19 protein-coding genes are annotated in these 20,663 nt (G+C 62.3%); 9 read left to right on the forward strand and 10 right to left on the reverse strand.

Annotation, left to right across the window (positions count from 1 at the left end; all coding sequences use genetic code 11):
- The first annotated feature begins 20 nt into the window (after window positions 1–20).
- The 6 genes from JAO77_RS02940 (at window position 21) to JAO77_RS02965 (ending at window position 5,274) form a co-directional block, all read left to right on the forward strand.
- Window positions 21–635, forward strand: coding sequence for an HmuY family protein (locus JAO77_RS02940; RefSeq protein ID WP_198988775.1), 615 nt, complete (start codon window positions 21–23; stop codon window positions 633–635).
- Between the two features lie 230 nt (window positions 636–865).
- On the forward strand, window positions 866–1,708 hold the full coding sequence (locus JAO77_RS02945) for a heme/hemin ABC transporter substrate-binding protein (protein ID WP_198988776.1): 843 nt from the start codon (window positions 866–868) through the stop codon (window positions 1,706–1,708).
- A 36-nt stretch (window positions 1,709–1,744) separates the two neighbouring features.
- Window positions 1,745–2,851: a FecCD family ABC transporter permease gene (locus tag JAO77_RS02950; RefSeq protein WP_198988777.1), complete on the forward strand. Its 1,107-nt coding sequence runs from the start codon at window positions 1,745–1,747 to the stop codon at window positions 2,849–2,851.
- Window positions 2,852–2,867: 16 nt separating this feature from the next.
- A complete protein-coding gene (locus tag JAO77_RS02955; RefSeq protein WP_235998187.1) occupies window positions 2,868–3,680 on the forward strand; it encodes a heme ABC transporter ATP-binding protein in 813 nt (270 codons plus the stop codon).
- Between the two features lie 144 nt (window positions 3,681–3,824).
- Window positions 3,825–4,865 (forward strand): hemin-degrading factor, encoded by a 1,041-nt coding sequence (locus tag JAO77_RS02960; RefSeq protein WP_198988778.1) that lies wholly within the window; start codon window positions 3,825–3,827, stop codon window positions 4,863–4,865.
- Window positions 4,866–4,947: 82 nt separating this feature from the next.
- Window positions 4,948–5,274, forward strand: a complete 327-nt coding sequence (locus JAO77_RS02965; protein ID WP_198988779.1) for a hypothetical protein — start codon at window positions 4,948–4,950, stop codon at window positions 5,272–5,274.
- A 151-nt stretch (window positions 5,275–5,425) separates the two neighbouring features.
- On the opposite strand, the gene JAO77_RS02970 is transcribed toward JAO77_RS02965, so the two are convergent.
- The 5 genes from JAO77_RS02970 to JAO77_RS02990 form a co-directional block, all read right to left on the reverse strand.
- Complete coding sequence (locus JAO77_RS02970; RefSeq protein ID WP_198988780.1) at window positions 5,426–7,660, reverse strand: xanthine dehydrogenase family protein molybdopterin-binding subunit; 2,235 nt, start codon at window positions 7,658–7,660, stop codon at window positions 5,426–5,428.
- Window positions 7,661–7,822: 162 nt separating this feature from the next.
- Window positions 7,823–8,803, reverse strand: coding sequence for an FAD binding domain-containing protein (locus JAO77_RS02975; RefSeq protein WP_198988781.1), 981 nt, complete (start codon window positions 8,801–8,803; stop codon window positions 7,823–7,825).
- On the reverse strand, window positions 8,800–9,426 hold the full coding sequence (locus JAO77_RS02980) for a (2Fe-2S)-binding protein (protein WP_198988782.1): 627 nt from the start codon (window positions 9,424–9,426) through the stop codon (window positions 8,800–8,802). The genes JAO77_RS02975 and JAO77_RS02980 overlap by 4 nt, the downstream gene beginning before the upstream one ends.
- Before the next feature lie 293 nt (window positions 9,427–9,719).
- Window positions 9,720–10,442 (reverse strand): HAD family hydrolase, encoded by a 723-nt coding sequence (locus tag JAO77_RS02985; protein ID WP_198988783.1) that lies wholly within the window; start codon window positions 10,440–10,442, stop codon window positions 9,720–9,722.
- Between the two features lie 155 nt (window positions 10,443–10,597).
- Window positions 10,598–11,080: a hypothetical protein gene (locus JAO77_RS02990; RefSeq protein WP_198988784.1), complete on the reverse strand. Its 483-nt coding sequence runs from the start codon at window positions 11,078–11,080 to the stop codon at window positions 10,598–10,600.
- A gap of 488 nt (window positions 11,081–11,568) precedes the next feature.
- On the opposite strand from JAO77_RS02990, the gene JAO77_RS02995 reads away from it, so the two are divergent.
- Both JAO77_RS02995 and JAO77_RS03000 read left to right on the forward strand, forming a co-directional pair.
- Window positions 11,569–12,063 (forward strand): YciE/YciF ferroxidase family protein, encoded by a 495-nt coding sequence (locus JAO77_RS02995; RefSeq protein ID WP_198988785.1) that lies wholly within the window; start codon window positions 11,569–11,571, stop codon window positions 12,061–12,063.
- Between the two features lie 116 nt (window positions 12,064–12,179).
- Window positions 12,180–13,358 carry an MFS transporter gene (locus JAO77_RS03000; protein ID WP_198988786.1) on the forward strand — a complete coding sequence of 393 codons (1,179 nt, stop codon included), beginning with the start codon at window positions 12,180–12,182 and terminating at the stop codon, window positions 13,356–13,358.
- A 169-nt stretch (window positions 13,359–13,527) separates the two neighbouring features.
- Here JAO77_RS03000 and JAO77_RS03005 read toward each other — a convergent pair whose 3' ends face one another.
- Window positions 13,528–14,064 (reverse strand): RBBP9/YdeN family alpha/beta hydrolase, encoded by a 537-nt coding sequence (locus JAO77_RS03005; protein WP_198988787.1) that lies wholly within the window; start codon window positions 14,062–14,064, stop codon window positions 13,528–13,530.
- 108 nt (window positions 14,065–14,172) lie between these two features.
- Window positions 14,173–15,603: an RtcB family protein gene (locus JAO77_RS03010; RefSeq protein WP_198988788.1), complete on the reverse strand. Its 1,431-nt coding sequence runs from the start codon at window positions 15,601–15,603 to the stop codon at window positions 14,173–14,175.
- 164 nt (window positions 15,604–15,767) lie between these two features.
- Between JAO77_RS03010 and JAO77_RS03015 the strand changes: the two genes are divergently transcribed.
- Window positions 15,768–16,523, forward strand: coding sequence for an alpha/beta fold hydrolase (locus JAO77_RS03015; protein ID WP_198988789.1), 756 nt, complete (start codon window positions 15,768–15,770; stop codon window positions 16,521–16,523).
- Window positions 16,524–16,650: 127 nt separating this feature from the next.
- Here the strand turns inward: JAO77_RS03015 and JAO77_RS03020 are convergent, their stop codons facing one another.
- The 3 genes from JAO77_RS03020 to JAO77_RS03030 form a co-directional block, all read right to left on the reverse strand.
- Window positions 16,651–18,252, reverse strand: coding sequence for a protein adenylyltransferase SelO (locus tag JAO77_RS03020; protein ID WP_198988790.1), 1,602 nt, complete (start codon window positions 18,250–18,252; stop codon window positions 16,651–16,653).
- Window positions 18,253–18,398: 146 nt separating this feature from the next.
- Window positions 18,399–19,829, reverse strand: coding sequence for a glycoside hydrolase 5 family protein (locus tag JAO77_RS03025; RefSeq protein ID WP_235998188.1), 1,431 nt, complete (start codon window positions 19,827–19,829; stop codon window positions 18,399–18,401).
- 39 nt (window positions 19,830–19,868) lie between these two features.
- Window positions 19,869–20,558 (reverse strand): NUDIX hydrolase, encoded by a 690-nt coding sequence (locus tag JAO77_RS03030; RefSeq protein WP_198988791.1) that lies wholly within the window; start codon window positions 20,556–20,558, stop codon window positions 19,869–19,871.
- Window positions 20,559–20,663: the final 105 nt, after the last annotated feature.

The following is a 20,663-nucleotide window of genomic DNA, read 5'->3' on the forward strand; positions in this document are numbered from 1 at the left end:
CGCTACACGCTCTCCTTTTTATGTACACCTCTTTCCGCCCTGCCCTGCTACTAGCTGCCGGCATGCTCGCGCTGGCCTCCTGCAACAAAGACGACACCGTAGCGCCGACCCCCGCCGCCCAGTCCCAAACTGTGACTAGCCTCTCAGCGGCCGGCACGGCCAGCAGTACCGGCCAGCCCATCGCCGCCAAACATTACACCTTCTTCAGCCTAGCCGATGGCAAGCAGGTGGCCTACACCGACTCTAATTCAACAAAGTGGGACGTAGCCTTCCGCGGTACTACCATCCTGACCAACAGCGGCACCAGCGGCCCCGGCCAGGGCGGCGCGCAGGTACAAAGCAAGCTATTTACGGAAGTAGTTGCGGCGCCTACCGATGGCTACGCCGTGGATGCGGCTAAGCCCGCCATCCCCACGGGTTCGGGTCAGGGCTGGTACAACTATAACTCTACCACGCACATTATCACTCCAATAGCGGGCAAAGTACTGGTGGTGCGCACCGCCACGGGCAAGTACGCTAAACTGGAAATTCAGAACTACTACAAGGATGCGCCGGCCGCACCCAGCGCCACCAGCGCCCCGGGCTACTACACCTTCCGCTACGTGTACCAGCCCAGCGGCACCGCGCTGCAATAAAGCATCAGGCTGTCTGTCAATTGCTAGGGCCAGGCTTACTCCTGTGAAGAGAGCCAGGTATTATTCAACCAGATTGTGCCTGCCCAGCACTAGCAATTGACAGGCAGCGAGGCAAAAGTCCAGCCAGACGGGCCACATCTACTGTGGTTTGGGGGAGCATTGGCCTTGTGGTGAGGCAATGCAGCGTGACCCGTCTGCGCTGGCACTACTTTTCAACTTAAGAATTATTTATGAACGCTTTAAATTCCTGGCTAACCGTCAGACTGCTTGTCCTGAATACGATGCTGCTGGGCACCCTAGGTGCCGTTGCCGCGCCCGCGCCTCGTATTGTGTCGCTGAGTGGCACCATCAGCGAAATCATCTGTGACTTGGGTCGCCAGAGCCAACTCGTGGGCGTGGACGTGACCAGCACCTATCCCGCCGCCCTCGACAAACTACCCAAGGTGGGCCACACCCGCAACATCTCGGCCGAGGGCGTCTTGGCCCAAAACCCCACGCTCGTGGTAGGCACTACCGAGTCGCTCAAGCCTGAGGTGGCTGCCCAGCTCAAGTCGGCCGGCGTGCGCGTCGAGCTGTTCAAGCAAGCTTACTCGGTGGATGGGACCAAGCAGCTTATCAAAGACGTAGCCGCTGCCTTCGGGGCCAGCGCCGAGGTGCCCGCCCTGCTCAAAAAACTTGACGCCCAACTAGTACAGGTGCGCAAGCCGGCCAAGGCACCCAAGGTGCTCTTCATCTACGCCCGGGGCACGGGCACGATGATGGTAGCTGGCCAGGGTACGCAAGTCGAGAAAATAATTCAGCTGGCCGGCGGCCAAAACGCGGCTACGGGCTTCGCCGACTTCAAGCCCCTGACGCCCGAAGCGCTGGTGGCCGCCAACCCCGACGTGCTGCTGCTCTTCGACAGTGGCCTGAGCAGCCTAGGCGGTAAAACCGGCCTGCTGCAAGTGCCCGGCATCGCCCAAACCACCGCCGGCCGCACCGGCCGCGTGGTCGAGATGGATGGCCAGCTGCTCACCGGCTTCGGCCCGCGCCTAGGGCTGGTGGCTAGCGAATTAGCCAAGAAAATTCAGTAAACATCCATGTTAGTCGATGTCCCACCGCTTGCCCCCATGCCCGTCCTCGCCCCGCCCATACCCACTACCCAAACGCCTGCTGCCCGGCCGGCCCGCGAGCAACGCGTCCGCCTACTGCTGGTAGCGCTGGCCGGGCTGCTGGTGCTGGCGGCCCTGCTAGGGGCGGGGGCGGGGGCCCTGCGCGTGCCAGTGTCGGCCGTGGTGGGCATACTACTGCACAAGCTGAATTTGGCCACCAGCCTGGCCTTCGAACCGCAGCAAGAGGCTGTCATCTGGGCCATTCGGCTGCCTAGGGTGCTGCTGGCGGTGCTGGTGGGCGCAGCCCTGGGCCTGGCGGGCGCGGCCATGCAGGGCTTGTTTCGCAACCCGCTAGCCGACCCCTCGTTGCTGGGTATTTCGGCCGGAGCTTCGCTGGCGGCGGTGGCGGTTATCGTATTGGAGGAGAAGCTTCTAAAAACGGTGAGCGTCGTAGGCGGCCTAGGTAGCTACCTACTGCCGGTGGCAGCCTTTGCGGGTGCTTGCCTCACCACGCTGTTTGTGTACCGGGTGGCGCGCCGCGGTGGGCGGGTGCTGGTGAGCACCATGCTGCTGGTGGGCGTGGCTACTAATGGGCTGGCCGAGGCCATTACCGGGCTCTTTACCTACGCTGCCACCGATGCGCAGCTGCGCAGCATCACCTTCTGGGGCTTGGGTAGCCTGGGTGGCGCCTCTTGGGACACACTGAGCACGCTGGCGCCGCTGTTGGCCCTGCCGTTGCTGTGGCTGCCGCGGCTAGGCAAGCCCTTAAACCTCTTGGCCCTGGGCGAGGAGCAGGCCACCCACCTAGGGCTGCCCGTGGCCCGCCTCAAGTGGCAGATTATCGGGCTGACTACCCTGGCCGTGGGCGCCTCGGTGGCAATGGTGGGCACCATTGGTTTCCTGGGCTTCTTGGTGCCGCACGTGCTGCGCCGGCTGGCCGGGCCCGACCACCGCTTCATCCTCCCGGCTTCGGCCCTAGGTGGCGCGCTAGTGCTGCTGCTGGCCGATACGCTGGCCCGCACGGCCGTAGCGCCCGCCGAATTGCCCATCGGCATTCTTACCGCCTTGCTGGGCGCGCCAGTCTTTCTCTGGATAGTGATGCGTGAATCGCGTCGGCTAGGGTAGGGGGAGGCGCTTACGTTTGATTGCTAACCTTACTACCATTGCCATGTGCGAAGCCCGCGAACTCACTTACCAAGTCGGCCCTAAAACGCTGCTTCACCGTGTATCGCTCAGCGCGCGCGCTGGCGAGGTGCTGGCTATAGTAGGAGCCAACGGCGCGGGTAAGTCGACGCTGCTGCGAATGCTGAGCGGCGACCTAAAGCCTAGCGCTGGCGAGGTGCTCTTCGGCGGCATTGGGCTGAGCGACTGGCCGCCCGCCGAGCTGGCCCGCCGCCGGGCGGTGCTCACGCAGCAGCACACGCTGGCGCTGGCCTTCCAGGTACGCGAGCTAGTGATGCTGGGGCGCTACCCGCACTTTGGAGGCCAGCCCACGGCCCACGACCACGCCGTGGTGGCGGCCGCGCTCGACCTGGTAGGCCTGCACCACCTCGCCGAGCGCGAGTATCCCACACTTTCGGGCGGCGAGCAGCAGCGCACCCAGCTAGCGCGGGTGCTGGCTCAGGTGTGGGAAGCCGAAAGCGGCTTTCTGCTGCTCGATGAGCCACTGACGGGCCTCGACCTGCGCCACCAGCACCAAACGCTGGCGGTAGCCCGGCAGCTGGCGCGGCGCGGCTTTGGCGTGGTAGTAGTGCTGCACGACCTCAACCTTGCCGCTCAGTACGCCGACCAAGTGGCGCTGCTGCACCAAGGCCGCGTGGTAGCGAGCGGTGCCCCGGCCCAGGTTTTTACGCCCGATTACATTCACCTCGGCTTTGGCATTGAGGTAGAATTGCTGGCTCACCCCAGCCTAGGGCATCCGCTCATTGTGCCTACAGTTAGCATGCCTTTCTGAGAAAAAGCCGGGTGTCATGCTGACGAAGGAAGCATCTCGCTCGCATTGTTACTACCATTTGAGAATACTGCACCACGCGAGATGCTTCCTTCGTCAGCATGACAGCTAATTGTGACAATCACTTTTAATTCATAAACATTCCTTATGCCCGTCCTCACTGCCCCCGAAACGCTCGCTGACCGCTGGACTGCTTACCAGCAAGCCAACCCCAAAAGCCGCATCCGCGACGCGGCCCGTGCCCTAGGTACCAGCGAAGCGGCCCTGCTCGCCACCCGCAATAACGGCCAGCCCGACTCGCCCGTAATAGCCTTAGCCGGTGACTTTAAGGAACTGCTCAAGCAGGTGCCGACCCTAGGCCGCGTGATGGCCCTGACTCGCAACGACAGCGTGGTACACGAGCGCAAAGGCCCGTACCTGAGCGTGTCGTTTCAAGGCCCGATGGGCTTGGTGCTAGGCGAAGACATTGACCTGCGCCTTTTTATGATGCACTGGCAGCACGGCTTTGCGGTGAGCGAGAACGGCCGCCACAGCCTCCAGTTCTTCGCTGCCGATGGCGAGGCGCTGCACAAAATCTATGTGCTCGACGGCGAAACCGACCTAGCGGCCTACGAGGCGTTGGTCGACCGCTTCCGCGCCCACGACCAGCCCGCTCGCCTCATCACCGGCCCCACGCCCAGCCCCACCGCCGAGGCCGCCGATGCGGGTATCGACGTGGCGGGCTTTCAGGCCGCGTGGCGCGGCTTGCAGGATACGCACGCATTTTTTGGGTTGCTGCGCGAGTTTGGCCTGAGCCGCACCCAGGCCCTGCGCCTAGGTCCGCCCGAGCTGGTGCGCCAGGTAGACAACCAAACCATCGACCGGGCGCTACGCGCCGCAGCCGCTGAGGCGCAGCAGGTCATGATTTTTGTGTCTAGCCGCGGCTGCATCCAGATTCATACCGGCCCTGTCGAGCGCATCGTGCCCACCGGCCCCTGGCTCAATGTGCTCGACCCCGACTTCAACTTACACCTCAAGCTCGAAGACGTGGCCCAAAGCTGGGTGGTGCAAAAGCCCACCGCCGATGGTATCGTGACTTCGCTAGAACTGTTTGATGCGCAAGGTAATAACATCTTGCTGCTGTTTGGCAAGCGCAAGCCCGGCATCCCGGAGCAAGAGTCATGGCGCGCATTGGTAGCCGCACTATAATCGATTATCAGTGAGCAGTTAGCAGACGAGGCGATGACCGCTCAATGCTAATTGATAATTACTCATTACTAATTAAATAGCTATGTCGCGTTGCCTTCATCATAATCCCCTAGGGGGCATTGCGCAGTGCCCCGGCGGATGCTGCCTGCACCTGTATTTTGGCAACGTGGGCCTGCGCCTGCTGCCGCACGAGCTGCGCCAGTGGCGTGGCATCGTGGCCGAACTGTGTACCTACAACGCCCCGCACATCGTGGATGCCGAGGAACGTTGCCTCAGCATCCCCGGCCCCACTTCTGATGTGGTCTTTCTGTTTTCGCTAGAAGAACTGCATTGGCTGCACGACCTGCTCCTTAGCGCTGCGCTGCTGCTGGAAGCCGATGCCCTGCTGGCACCTAAGGCGGATTCCTAACGCGAAGACCCCACCCCCAGCCCCTCCCCTCCGGGAGAGGGGAGCCGACCGAAAGCAAACGTCATTGAACGTTAAGCAGTCGTCAGGCTCCCCTCTCCCGGAGGGGAGGGGCCGGGGGTGGGGTCTCTGCGTTACAAACGCATACGCAACCTTACACCAGCTTATCAGGCGTAATGGGCAGCTCGCGTACGCGCTTGCCGGTGGCGTTGAACACGGCGTTGGCGATAGCGGGGGCCACGCCGATAGTCGCGATTTCGCCGATGCCTTTGGTACCTAGGGCGTTTACTTTCAGGTCGGGCTGGTTTACGAAGGCTACTTCGATGTTGGGCGCGTCGGCGTGCACGGGCACGTGGTAGTCAGCTAGGTCTTTGGTGACGTAGCGGCCAAACCGGTCGTCGATGCGGGCGTGCTCCATCAGGGCCATGCCGATGCCACCCACGGCGCCGCCCTTCATCTGGTTAGCAGCGGTTTTTTCGTTAATGATGGTGCCCGCGTCGGCACACGACACGAGTTTGCTCACCCGCACCTCGCCGGTCAGCTCGTGCACCCGCACCTCAGCAAAATGCACCGAGAACGAGTACATGGAGTACTGCTGGCCTTCATTGCCGGGCTTGGCCTCGACCGTAACGCTAGCTGCACCGGCCTGCTTTAGCAAGTCGGCGTAGGGCACGCGGGCGGCCGTGTTGCTGCTCAGCGAGAGGTGTTTGTCACCTAGGGCCACGTCGTCTTTCTTCGCCGATGCGAAAGCTGGATTTTGGGCGCCGGCCAGCTCACGGAGTTTGTCTTTGAGGGCCAAGCAGGCTTGCTGCACGGCCGGGCCCACGCTATTCACTGTAGACGAACCGCCCTGAGTGCCCGCCTGCGGGTAGTCGGAGTGGCCGAGTTCAAACGTGATTTTCTCGGGCGCGATACCTAGGGTGTCAGCCGCAATCTGGGTCATGGCCGTACCGGTGCCGGGGCCGATGTCGGTGGTGGCGCATTGCATGAGTACGGTGCCATCGGGGCGTAGCTGGGCGCTGGCGTGCGCCCCGCCGCGGTGCGCCCCAAAAGTGCCTACGCCCATGCCGTAGCCCACCAGCCACTCGCCGTCGCGGATGCTGCCGGGCTTCAGCTTGCGCTTATTCCAGCCGATGCGGTCGGCACCCAGCTTGTAGCACTCCTTCAGAAACTTAGTGCTCCAGGGGCGATTCTTCTCGGGGTCGGTATCGGTGTAGTTGCGCAGGCGAAACTCCAGCGGGTCAAGGTTCAGTAGGTGTGCCATTTCGTCCATGGCCGACTCCAGGGCAAACGCGCCGGTGGCCTCGCCAGGGCCGCGCATCCAGATGGGCGAGCCGATGTCGAGCGCCGCCAGGCGGTAGCGCGTCGTGAGATTGGGCGAGGCGTACATCATGCGCGTTTGGGCCAGGGTCGATTCGGTAAACTCCTCGTAGGTAGAAGTTTGTCCGATGCTCTCGTGCGTGATGGCCGTGATTTTACCATCGGGCGTGGCGCTCATGCCGAGCTTCTGCCAGGTGTAGGGGCGGTAGCCCACCATCGTAAACATCTGCTCGCGGGTCAGCATCAGCTTCACCGGGCGGTTTACCACCTTAGCGGCGATGATGGCTGCCGACTCGTGCGGCCAGCTGTGCAGCGCGTTGCCGAAGGCCCCGCCCACGAAAGTGGCAATGACCTTCACGTTGGCCTCGGGCAGGCCCCACTCCTTGGCAAAGTCACGGCGGGTGGCTAGGGTGCCCTGTGTCTTGTCGTAGAGGGTGAGGCGGTCGGGCGCCTCCCAGTGCGCCGTGATGGACTGCAGCTCCATCGGGTGGTGCACCTCGGTCGGAATCACGTACTCACCCTCTATTTTGATAGCGCCCGTCTTGTAAGCATCGGCTTGGCCGCGCTGGTAGTCAGCCATCGGCGACTTCGGGTTTTTCTTGGCCGAAGTAGGCAGAAAAGCCTGCGGCTTATTATCCTCTAGGTTGGTTTGGTGCGCCTCTTTGGCGTACTGCGCCTTCACAAGCCGGGCGGCGTAGCGGGCGCGCTCCAGGGTGTCGGCCACCACCACGGCGATGGGCTGGTCGTTGAAGCGGATTTTATCGTCGTTGAATAGCTTGATGGGCCCGCCCACCGTGGCTGGCTGCGAGGGGTCTTTGCCGGCCGTGTCGTAGCCCGGCACCTTAGGCGAGTTGTAGTGCGTAATTACCGCCAGCACGCCCGGCGCGCGCTCGGCGGCCTTGGCGTCGATGCTCGTGAGGCGGCCCTTGGTGATGGTGCTGCCCACCAGCACGGCGTAGGCTAGGCCCGGCAGCTCGTACTCGGCCGAGTACTTGGCCGCGCCGGTCACCTTCAAGTGGCCATCCACCCGGTTCATCGGCGCGCCGATTTGCTTCTGTTGCGCTTTCATAATCAGTATGCTATTGCTGAGCGTTGCTGCTAGTTGCTATAAATCACATCCATCACCTCTCCTCTGTCATGCTGACGAAGGAAGCATCTTATCAAGTTAGAACCTTGCCTGATAAGATGCTTCCTTCGTCAGCATGACAGAAGAAAAGCGATAGACTTTTACCTAGGCCGCCGCAGCGGTGCGTAGCGCCTGCACTATCGTGTTAGGACCCAGCTTCAGCTTGTACGCGTTGTGTTTAAAGGCCTTAGCGCCTTGCATGGCTACCTCGGCGGCGCGCCGGAAGCTAGCCTCCGTGGCGGGCTGGCCCACCAGCGACTGCTCGGCAGCGGTGAGGCGCCAAGGCTTGTGCGCCACGCCGCCCATGGCGAGGCGAGCGGCCTTAATGGTGTTGCCATCGAGGTCGAGCGCCGCCGCCGTGCTCACAAGGGCAAAGGCGTAGCTGGCGCGCTCGCGCACCTTCTGGTAGTGCACGTGCTTGGTGAAGGGGCCATCGGGAATGTCCACGGCCGTAATCAGCTCACCGGCTTCGAGGTTGGTGTCCTTTTCGGGCGTGTCGCCGGGCAGGCGGTGGAAGTCAGCGAACGCAATGCGCCGGTCGCCTTTAGAGCCGCTCACGAGCACAGTAGCGTCCAAGGCCACCAGGGCCACGCTCATGTCGGAGGGGTGCACCGCGATGCACTTGTCGCTTGCTCCGAAGATGGCGTGCATGCGGTTGATGCCTTCGAGGGCGCCGCAGCCCGTGCCGGGCTCGCGCTTGTTGCAGGGCATGGTGAGGTCGTAGAAGTAGCTGCACCGGGTGCGTTGCAGCATGTTGCCGCCCACGGTGGCCATGTTGCGCAGCTGCGGCGAGGCGCCGGCATTGAGGGCCAGGGCCAGCAGCGGTTGGTGCTGGCGCACCAGCGCGTCGTTGGCCACGGTCGAGTTCAGGGCCAGGGCACCTAGGCGCAGGCCGTTGTCTTGGCGCTCAATTTTGGCGAGGGGTAGGCGGTTGATGTCTACCAGCTTTTGCGGCGTCATGATGCCGCGCTTCATCAGGTCGACCAAATTGGTGCCGCCCGCAATGAACTTGGCCTGGGGGTCTTTGGCTACCGCGTCGATAGCGCCTTGGGACTTGGTAGCCCGCACGTACTGAAACTGGTTCATACCTTTTGGCCTCCCTGCTTTACGTCTTGGATGGCCGCCACAATGTTGGAGTAAGCGCCGCAGCGGCAGATGTTGCCGCTCATATATTCCCGGATTTCGCCTTCCGAGCCGGCGTGGCCCTCGCGCACGCAGGCCACGGCGCTCATAATCTGGCCCGGCGTGCAGTAGCCGCACTGAAAGCCGTCGTGCTTCACAAAGGCTTCCTGCATAGGGTGCAACTCATCGCCCTTAGCCAGGCCTTCGATAGTTGTGATTTCCTGGCCATCGTGCATCACTGCAAAGCTCAGGCACGAGTTTACGCGCTGGCCATCCACGTGCACCGTGCAGGCGCCGCACTGGCCGTAGTCGCAGCCTTTTTTGGTGCCCGTGAGGTGCAGCTGCTCGCGCAGCAGGTCGAGCAGCGTGGTGCGCGGCTCTACTTTCAGCTTGTGCTTGGTGCCATTCACTTTCAAGGAAAGGGGTACTTTCTCGAAGGCGGCGGCTACTTTTTCATCGAGCTCGGCCGCAGCCGCCGTGACTACGGGACTGGGCACCAAGGCCATTGCTGTAAGCACCGATGACTGCTTGAGGAAGGTGCGCCGCGAGTCGTCGTGCGGGCTCTCTAGTTCAGGTTCAGCGTTCATAGCCAGTTATATAGTTAAGAATACGAGTTAAGATAGTACATCGGCGCCAAAGAGGCGGCGGGTTCGGGTGGGGTTGCAACAGAAGCGGTAGGGTTTCTGTTGCAGCCTTTCTGCTGGTTTAGCTTGCTAGCGCCAGCCTAGGGCAAGTAGCACCCTCACTGCCAACGGCAAGCGCCTGGTAAAACATTTGAGCGCCTCCCCAAGCGGCGAGCGGATGGGCTCGCGGCTCAGGGAGGCGCTCATTATTAGTGCGAAGATTTGGCGCAAGTGGCCGGGTGGCCATGCAAGGAGACCTAGGCCGGGGCCAGGTCCTTGCTTTCGGTTACTTCCTCGTCGGCCTCTGGTGCCTCACCGGCCTCACCAAATAGCGTGCGCAGGCGCTCCGGCGTCAGCTCCGTAAAGTCGCGGATGACGGCCAGCGGCGCCTGAAACTCGCTGCCAGCCAGCGTCGACGTCACGGCCACGCAGTGCATGCGTGCTTTGTAGGCGGCGTGCTCGCCCAGAGTAGCGTCTTCGAACACTACGCAGTGCTCAGGCTTAATGCCTAGCTTTTCGGCCACTGCGGCGTAGGTTTCGGGGTGGGGCTTGCCTTCTTCTACATCATCGGCGCCCACTACCACGTCGAAGTGGCGGCGCAAGTCTAGAAAATCAAGGACGTAGCTCAGCGTATCGTTGGCCGAGCCGGTGCCCAGGCCCACCTTGAGGCCGCTAGCGCGGGCGGCTTCCAAAAATTCTACCAGGCCCGCCAGGGGCCGGCGTTCGTCCCAGTACAGCGTGCGGTACATAAACTCGCGCTGGTCGGCGTACTTTTTTAATTCTTTTTCGGGTACGGGGTGGTCAAATACCTTTTTCAGAATGTCGGTGGCGGGCATGCCATTGAGGCGGCGCAGCAGTTCGGTAGCGTCGGCCTCCAGGCCTAGGTCTCGAAAAAGCAACTGAAAGGCGCGAGCCTGCACGGGCGTGTTATCGAGGATAACACCGTCCATGTCGAAGATGAGGGCTTGTAAATCAGCCATTGGTAAAGAGAAGAGCTAAATGGTGCCGGGCGGATACAAAAGGGCGCAACTAGCTGCGTCGCGCCTTGCCCACTGCCGGCGTAACTAGTATTGCTTACTGCATCGAGCCCCAAGAAGATGCTGTCGAGCCTATTATGGGGCGCCGGATTAGGCACTTAAATGCAGCCGGCAGGGCGCTCCTGGCTTAGTAGCCAGGCCGTACTTCCCGGCCGCAACGGGTGCAGCCAATAGGCCTGGCTAGTGCCTGCGGGCGGGGCGGGCAGCAAAAGCCGTAGTGCTTGTACGGCCTGAATGGGAGGGGGCGTAGCGGCCTGGCCAGTGGCGCTGCTTACAGCCCAGGCCGCACCCTGGCAGCTGGCCTCGGTGGCAAGGGGTAGGGGAACGCCTAGGTCGGCGGGCACCTGCATCCATAGGCCAGTAAGAGGCTCGGCCAGGCCCGGACCCACGGCGGGCAGTACCCAATGCACGAGGGGCTGCTGGCCAGCTAGTAGCACCAAGTGCCGGAAGGCGCCGGCCTGCGGGCAGAGATACCAGCTAAAAGGTGGCGTGCCGCTAGGGGCTAGCGGCTGTCGCTGCCGGTGCGTGACGTGCAGCACCGGCTTAGTAGCCTGAAGAACTGACTGACTCGTGGGATTCATAGGCGGTGCGCGGCCACTAGGGAGCACCAACAGCAGCCGCGACTAATCCGCCACGTGGCAGCTACGCAGACCTACCCCGGCGCACCGAAGTGAAAAGTAAACCCGAAGTAAAACCCGCTAGCTTCTTGCTTTTATAAATAAACCGGTATTTAGCCTGAAATTACCAAGAAGCCCGTAGAGGCAATAAGTACTTTTACTGCGAGGGATAATGCGCTACGTACTCTGTGCAGTCGCCTTAGAAACCTACTTGACTTGGCTGCGCCTACTACGTAAAATCGCCACCATAACCAGCACTGATAAGTAAACTTGTGTGCACTATATGTGTTTGAAATTCATATAAATAACTTTTATAAAGTGGGGTTGTAAGCAGGTAGCTAGAAGATAGGCGCAACGGTAACGGGGACTTTGGCCGGGCGTACACACCGCTAGCACTGGGCGGCTGTCCCCATCACCGCCGCAGTTCATCCTCCTTTTATTTCTTTTCCGTTATGACTGACAAACTGGAAACCCTCGACGACTTGTTCGAGATGCAGCTCAAAGACCTGTATAGCGCCGAAAACCAGCTGGTAACCGCCCTGCCGCTGATGGCCGAAAATGCCAAAGATGGCCGCCTGCGCGCCGGCTTCACCAAGCACCTGCGCGAAACCGAAAAACAAGTGCAGCGCCTCGAGCGCATCGGCCAAGACCTAGGTATCGAGTTGGGCGGCCACACCTGCAAAGCCATGGCCGGCCTCGTGGCCGAAGGCCAGGAACTGCTCTCGGAAGATGCGACCGATGAGGTGATGGACGCCGCCCTGATTGCGGCCGCCCAGCGCATCGAGCACTACGAGATTGCGGGCTACGGCACGGCGGCTCACTACGCCGAGCGCCTAGGCAACACCCAAGCGGCTGACTTGCTGCGTCAAACCCTTGAGGAAGAGCAATTCACAGATACCAAGCTCAACGACCTCGCCAAAAACTACATCAACCAGAAAGCCGAGTAGCTAGCTGCGCGGCGAGCCCTAGGCTCCCGCACCGCCTTACTTTTGTGAAAAGGCCCGCCCTAGGCGGGCCTTTTTAATGACTTGCCGGTTGTTCGGCAGTACTTCTATTTTTTAGTGTGAATAAGAATCTCCTGCCGCTCGCCCTGGGTGGCTTGGCCATAGGCACCACCGAGTTTGTGATGATGGGCCTGCTACCTAGCATTGCCCACGGCTTTCACGTCTCCATTCCGGCGGCGGGCTATGCCATTTCGGCTTATGCGCTGGGCGTCGTCATTGGGGCGCCCCTGCTTACTACCCTCGGGCGCAACCTGCCCCCCAAGCGCATCTTGGTGCTGCTGATGCTGCTGTTTACGGTTTTCAATGCGTGCTCGGCTTTCGCGCCCAACAACACCGTGCTGTTTTTTGCGCGGCTGCTGGCGGGGCTGCCGCACGGCGCCTTCTTCGGGGTGGGCTCGGTGGTGGCGAGCCGGCTGGCGGCCCCCGGCAAGCAGGCCCAATCCATCGCGACCATGTTTGCGGGCCTCACCATTGCCAACCTGCTGACAGTGCCGCTGGGCACGTACCTCGGCCAGCATTACTCGTGGCGCTATGCCCTAGGTGGCACGGCAGGCATTGGCCTGCTCACGCTGTTGGCCATTCACTACTTTTTGCCCGCACTGCCTGCCCAGAATACCGGCAGCGCCTTGTCGGAACTGGTCTTGTTTAAGCGCCTCACTACGTGGCTTATCATTCTCATCACGGCCATCGGCACGGGTGGGCTGTTTTGCTGGGTGAGTTACATCGCCCCGCTCATGACGGATGTTTCGCACTTTCCGGCCACCTACGTGCCCTACATCATGATGCTGGTGGGCCTAGGCATGGTGGTGGGCAACGTGGTGGGCGGCAAGCTCGCCGACCGCGTGAAGCCGGTCACGGCCTGCCTGCTGTTGCTGCTGGCTATGGCTGCCACCTTGGTGGCTATCTTCTTCGTGTCTGAAAACCAGATTGCGTCGCTGGTGCTGACCTTCCTGGCCGGCAGCTGGTCGCTGGCCCTGGCCGCGCCTATCCAAATCCTCATGATTCAGTCGTCGAAGGGCGCCGAAATGCTGGGCGCTTCCGTTACGCAGGCAGCCTTTAACATGGGCAATGCCCTAGGGGCATTTCTGGGCGGGCTACCTATTGCGATGGGCTACGGCTACACGTCGCCCGCGCTGGTGGGCGTGGGTATGGCGATGGTCGGTGCCGGCTTTGCCTACGTGCTGGCTCGCACCACGCGCCAGCAGCCGGTGGAAACTTTTGTGGAGGTAGCCGCTTGAGAGGCTTAGCTGCCCACAGACCCCACCCCCTAGCCCCCTCCCCTCTGGGAGAGGGGGACTAGCTTCTAGTATTTAGAAACTGCCTTTTTAGAATTAGAACTAGTTCCCCCTCTCCCAGAGGGGAGGGGGCTAGGGGATGGGGTCTGTGGGCAGCGAGCATTAGTAACCCTCACACCCCAGCCGGTAGCAACTGCGCTAGTAGCTCCTGCCCGGCGGGCCAGTCGACTAGGTTAGAATCGGCATTGAGATGGCCCTGTGGCCCAACATTTACTAGCTGGCTGCCCCAAGCCGTGGCAAACGCAGTGGCCCTAGGTAGCGTCACGTATTGGTCATTCGTAGAAGCCACCACGATGCTCGGAAACGGCAAAGTGTGCAGGGGCATGGGCGCAAAGCCTGTGACTTCGGGCGGAAAATCGGGCCGGTCGGTGTCGGCAGGTGCCACTAGCAGCGCGCCTACTACTGCGCCTGTCGGGAACGCTTGGGCCCACTTGGCCACCGTGGCGCACCCTAGGCTGTGGGCCACCAGCACGACCGGGCCCGGCGCTTGCGCAATGGCGTCTGCCAGGGTTTGTACCCACTCGGGGCCCGCGGGGTGGTCCCAATTGGCCTGCTCCACGCGCGGGTAGTGGTGGCGCTCTGCCCAGAAGGTTTGCCAGTGCTGCGGGCCTGAGTTACCCAGGCCAGGTACTAATAGGACGGTCGTCATGCTAAGAGTACGGAAATAGATAGACTAGTGTGCCGTAGCGCGAACTTGTAGTCTGCGAATGAGTACGTATACTACTCGCGGACTAAAAGCCCAGGCTACAGCAGGCGGCTACTCGCCGCCGTACCTGCTGCTGCCCCCGCCGCCCGCATCCATGCGCACGATGCGCGGAGTGAAGGAGCCGAGAACATCGACTAGGTCTTGCTGGTGAGCCATTACTTGGTGAATGTCCTTGTAAGCCATCGGCGCCTCGTCGAGGCCACCGCCGATAAGCTCCACGCCTTTATCGCGCAGCAGCCGGCGCAGCTCACCCTCCGATACCTGCTGCTTGGCCTGGGTGCGCGAGAGCCGCCGCCCGGCCCCGTGCGAGGCCGATTGAATAGAATCGCGCTCGCCCCGGCCGCGCACGATGTAGCCGGGCGCCGTCATCGAGCCCGGAATGACGCCGAGTACGCCTTGGCCTGCTGGGGTGGCGCCCTTGCGGTGCACAATGGCCTCGCGGCCATCGGGCAGGGTTTCCTTCCAGGCGAAGTTGTGGTGGTTTTCGACCTTGGCCAGCGGCTTCTCGCCCAGGGCTTGGCTCAGGCGGCGGTGAATGTCGCGGTGGCAGGCTGAGGCGTAGTCGCCGGCTAGGTTCATGGCCCGCCAGTATTCCTGGCCCTCCTGGCTGTCGAGGTCGAGCCAAGCCAGGTAGCGCGCCTCGGGCGGCAGCGGGCACTTCTCCATGGCCACTTTGGTGTAGTGCTGCGCAATGGCCGCGCCCAGCCCCCGCGAGCCGCTGTGCGACAGCAGCCCTAGGTACTGCCCCACGGGCACGCCCAGCTCATTGTCCTCGGTGGTGATATCGACCAGGCCCCACTCCACGAAGTGGTTGCCCGAGCCCGATGAACCCAGCTGGTTGATGGCCGCCTCGCGCTTGCCGCGCACCACGGCAATTTCCTTGAACTCGGGACGGTCGAGAACGGGGTCGTCGGCGGGGTTTTTGAAGACTTCCTTGCCGCCAAAGCGGGTGTGGGCGTGCAGCATTTTCTTGAGCTCCTGCATGCGCTGCCCTAGGTAGCGCGGCGGCAGGTCGAACACCGACAGGGCCATGCGGCAGCCAATGTCCATACCCACGCCATAGGGAATCACGGCATTGTCCACGGCCAGCACGCCCCCGATGGGCAGGCCGTAGCCCTGGTGGGCGTCGGGCATCAGGGCGCCGTCGAGGGTTACGGGTAGCTGCATGGCCGTGTCCATCTGGCGGCGGGCGCCGTCTTCAATGAAAGCTTCGCCGTAGCGGCGATAATCTTTTATCTGCGGATTGAGGCCCACGGCGCGGCTGGGCTCGGGCACAAATTCTTTGGCCAAGTCGCGCCACAGCGAGTCGCGTAGGTAGGCGTAGGGGTCGTCTTTTATTTTCTGAAGCAGGGCCAGCGCGCTGCCTTTGTCAAGCTTGCTGAGCTGTCGGTCGGCCAAGATGTCGAGCGCCAAGGTGATAGCGCGGCCTTCGGGGTAACCGAGTTTGCGCAGGTCGTTGCCGCGCAGTTTGAGAGTCGCCATAGGGTAGGAAATGGGGCTCGGGTATAGCGCGGGCCAGGGCTGCGGGGTTATAGCCGAGCCTAGGTTTTGCCTAGGTGCGAGCCACGCCTGCTACCGTTCTGCTAAGCAGCTAATGGCCCATTTTTTATTTAACTAGGGCTTGCCAAGTGCGTATGCAGGGCCCCATGAACACTCCTCTGCCAACCGTCGTTTTCCTGCACGGTTACCTCGAAAGCCCCGCCATCTGGCCCGACTTTCTGGGCGACCACTTTCGCGAGTACCAAGTCCTAACGCCTGCCTTGCCCGGCTACGGCCCCGCCGACGCGGCTCCCGACTACAGCCTCGAAGCCGCTGCCGATGCCGTGCGCGCCGAGCTGGCTGCCGCGGGCGTAGGGCGCGCCGTGCTGGTGGGCCACAGCATGGGCGGTTACGTCGCGCTGGCATTTGCCGAAAAGTACCCCGGCTTGGTGGCCGGCCTAGGGCTGTTTCACTCCTCGGCCCTGCCCGATAGCGAGCACGACGCCGAACACCGGACGCGCAACCGCACCTTCTTGGAAGAGCACGGCGTGGCCGCCTACGCCGAAGAATTTTTACAGCCCCAACTATCGCCCGTGCACCGCGAGTCGCTGACTAATGCTATCGAGCAGCTGCAAGCCATTGCGGCCGCCGTGCCGCTACCCGTGGCCCTAGGTAGCCTCGATGCCATGGCGCAGCGCCCCGACCGCCGGGCGGTGCTCGAAAAAGCTACGTATCCCGTGCTCTTCATCGCCGGCAAAGACGACCACGCCGTGCCGCCTGAAAAGACCCACGAGGAAAGCCTGCTGCCCGACTACAGCACCGTGGTATGGTTGGCCGGCGTGGGGCACCTAGGCTTCATCGAGCGCCCCGCCGACACGCGCCGCGCCGTGCGCCACTTGCTGGAGGCGGCCTTTGAGCACTAGCATCCGCGATAGCTGAAGCAAACGCTTTTAAAACCAAAACACGCTTGTCATTGCGAGCGCAGCGAAGCAATGACAAGCGTGTTTATGATAGATTATAAACTAAGGGGTGCGCCCTGTATAAGCGGCCCTACGAACTGCACGACAGCGTGGCGCAGCCAGGCTTGTCCTGCGCCCATTCGGGGCGCTTCGCGGCTATCTCCTCATGCTCGGGGTGCTCAGCAAATGGTGTTTTCAGTACCTCAAACAGCGTGTCAAGCTTCGACGAATCGCCGGCCTCCGCGGCCTCAATAGCTTGCTGAGCGAGGTAATTGCGCAGCACGTACTTCGGATTAGCGGCCAGCATACTTTCCTGAATACCCTCTGGGCTAGCAGTTTCCTGCCGCAGGCGGAGCACATAGCGGTGCAGCCACTCACGCAAGCCTAGGTCGGTGCCGGGCGCGTCGGTATAAGTAGACTGCGCGAGTAGCTCGTCGAATGACGCTTCTTCTTGATTTTCAGACGCCATCAGTGTGGCTGGTAGATGAGAAAGCTGTCGGAAGAAAATGGTCATATCGGCTTCCGCTTCGGCTAAAGCGGCGGGCAGCGCCTCGGTGAGCGCGTGGTCGCTGGCGTTGTCGAGCGCGGTGAGGCCGAGCTTGCGCAGCAGTAGCGCGTGCTGAGTAGCGTTAAAGGTATCAACGTACACATCGAGGCCGGCGCGTAGGGCCTGCGGGTCGGCCACCAGCGGCCCTAGGGCCTGGGCCAGGGCCATCAGGTTCCACATGCCGATACGGGGCTGCTGGCCAAAGGCATAGCGCCGCGAGCCAAAGTCGGTGGTATTGGGCGTCCAGTCGAGGTCGTAGGGTTCGAGCCAGCCGTAGGGGCCATAGTCGATGGTGAGACCCAGGATGGACATATTGTCGGTGTTCAGCACGCCGTGCACGAAGCCTACGGTCATCCAGTGCGCTACCATCACGGCGGTGCGCCGGGCTATTTCCTCAAACCAGCGCACGTAGACCTCGGGCGAAGGCTCGCCCAGCTCGGGGTAATGGTGCCGGATGACGTAGTCGGCCAGCGTGCGCAGGTTGTCCATTTCGCCGTGGGCGGCCAATATCTGGAAGCTGCCGAAACGGATGAACGTGGGGGCTACCCGCGCCACAATGGCGCCGGGCTCGGGCCGGGCGTTGCCGTTGTAGAACATATCGCGCACCACCTCGTCGCCGGTGGTCACCAAACTCAGCGCCCGGGTGGTGGGCACGCCGAGGTAGTGCATGGCCTCGCTGCACAAAAACTCGCGCACCGACGAGCGCAGTACGGCCCGGCCATCGGCCCGGCGCGAGTAGGGGGTAGGACCAGCGCCCTTGAGCTGAATTTCCTGGCGCTTGCCATCGGGGCCGGCCACCTGGCCCAGCGAAATGGCGCGGCCATCGCCGAGCTGCCCCGCCCAATTGCCAAACTGGTGCCCGCCGTAGCGCGCCGCAAACGGCTTCATGCCGGGCAGCAGAATATTGCCGGCCAACAGCGCCACCGCCGCCCCGCGCTCCGTGGGCCGGGCCAGTCCTAAGTCGGCGCCCAGCTCATTGGACCAGGCCAGCAGCTTGGGCTCGCGCACGGGGGTGGGCGTCACCCGCGAGTAGTGGTAGCCCGGCACCTGCCGCGACCCTTTATTGCCCGACACCTCACCGCGCAATTCGTCTACAAAAGGGTTCTCAAAAGCAGCTTGGTCAAGCTGAAGGGCAGAAGTAGCCATCGTCTATACTATAGTTGGAAGTCAGAAGAAGTAACGTAAGCGGGCACCGATAGGACCGGAATTTTGTCGCAAAAAAGCAAGCTCAACTGCTAGCTGGCCGCTATTACGCTGCTTTTACCAACAACCAGCACCAGCACTTGGTGCCCCTAGGCAGGCACAATAGCCAAAGCCAACTCGGCCCGCACGGCGGGTAGGTCGAGGTGCAGCGGCTCGGTGCCGACCAGCAGCGAAAGCTGCCCCAGGGCCTGGCCCGCCGCCGTGTCCCAGAGATGAACCGTGTAAGACCCCGGCGCCAGCCCCGGCAACGTGAGCTGCCCCACCTGCGACCTAGGCGCCCGCCGGGTGCCGCGCCGCGTAATGAGCCGGTCCTGCCGCAGCAGCCACACCACCGCCTGCCGGGCATCGCCGCAGGCAAAGGCTGCAAAAGCTGGGTTAGAAACTCGCACTTCCTCATTGAGATTACGCCGCTGAAAGCTGGGCCAGTCGAGCAGCTGCGTGAAGGCTGCTAAGCTCTGTTGCGCCGCCCGCATGCCGTGGGTGAGCACGTGCGGCTGGCGGTAGGGCCAGCGCAGCCCGCCGCCCGCGCCGCCCGAGGCAAAGTGCGCCCACTGCATATGCCGGAAATACGCATCGTCGAACGTCTCGGGCAAGGTGCGGCGCCGGTTGTTGAACGCGTAAATGGGCCCGTGCTCACTGTCGAAAAAGGGCCGCGTGGCGGGCATCTCACCCAACGCCTCGCGCACCAGCCGGCCGGTGGCCAGCGCCGGCCCTAGGGTATCCTTGGGGTTGTCGATGGTGGCCTTGTCGTAGAGGTGCGTGGTAGCAAAGTCGAGCAGCGGGTGCCGAAAAATGACCTCAGCCACAGCCGGGTAGTGCCCCAGCACCGGCCCAAACACGGACACTGTTTCCAGGTGCGTTCGGCCGAAGCAGCGTAGTTCCACCGCCCGTAGGTGCGCGCTGATGTCGCTCACAAACTCGGCCAGCGCGGCCGGGCGCTTGCCGGCGTGCACGGGGTCAATCTCGTTCCACAGGTCCCAGGCAAACAACGCACCACTACCGCCCCAGCGCTCGGTGGCGAAGGTCAGCCGGTCTTTAATAGCCTGCCGCATGCCAGGGTTGCGCAGCCACTGCGTCCGCTGGGTGCAGGGCCCGCCCTGGGTGCGGTTGTAGGGGTGGTGGCGCCAGCGCCGGCTCATCCAAAAGGTGTCGTAGGGCGTGAGCAGCAGCCGCAGGCCGTAGCGCTCGCACAATGCAAATAAGTCGTCCCAAAATCGCACCATGTTGGGCTGAAACCGGCCCACGGGCCGCTCTAGGTAGCGGTGCTCGGTTTGGCAATACTCCAGCATCAGGCGCAGGCACGTCACGCCATGCGCGGCCAGCCAGGCGAGGTGCCCTTCTACCGCCGCCACGTTTTGGCGCCGAAACAAGCCGGCTAGGTCAGGCCAGGTTAGGGCGTCATTTTGCCCGATGGGCGTCCAGGGCTGGCCCGCGTCGGTGAGAAAGTACGGCGCATCGGGCGCGAGCTGAATCCAAGGCAGGGTAGAGGCGCGAGGCTCAGCAGCCGGGAATTGCGGCATGGATAGAAAGAATCGAGTTTCGACCACCTAGGGCCGCCACTAATCGCACAGCGTCGGTAAGTCTGGCTGCTCGGCAAAGTCAAACAAGCGTTCCAACTGCGAGAGCGTTACGCGGTCGGTTGAAAGACTGAGTTGCGGCAGCTCTGCACGTGATACCCAGCGCACGCCCGTTGTTTCGGTAGTGTCTAATTGGAGTGCACCCCCTACTACCTGGCACAGCACGAAGGCTTTGTACACGTACCAGGGCTGCGGTGGATGAGGGTGCTTTTTCTTATCCCACAGCGCCAATAGGCGCACGGCCTCCGTTTCAAGGCCAGTTTCTTCCCGGGCTTCTTTCACCGCCACCTCAAAAGGAGTGGAGCCCACGTCGGCCCAGCCGCCGGGCAGCGACCACCGGCCGCCGTCTATCTTTTCCTGCACCAGCAGCACTTCATTGGTGCCCCGAAACAGCACCGCTCGCACGTCGACCTTGGGCGTCGGGTAGCCATTCTCTACCGCAAATGCCTCCGCAAACGTGGCCACCGGCTGGCCCGATAAGTTACTCATCATCTGCAGGCTGAGCGCGAGCACTTCCTCGTAGCGTTCGGCATCGAACACAGGTGGATTGTAGGCCAGCCCAGCCTGTGCCAGCGCCTGTAGGCGTTGCGCGATGGCCAGCCAATCGGCGGCGCTTGGTGGGTTCGCTCCTGACGTTTGTTCAGCGTCAGAAGGAGGAGAATAAGAAGACATACTAACGAATACTTGCGTCAAGAAAAAGCGAAACTTGCACCTACTTAACGGCTGTCATGCTGACCCAGGAAGCATCTCATCAGGTTAAGCCCTTGCGTAATAAGA

It is taken from the genome of Hymenobacter sp. BT559 (genome assembly GCF_016427535.1).
GTDB lineage: Bacteria > Bacteroidota > Bacteroidia > Cytophagales > Hymenobacteraceae > Hymenobacter.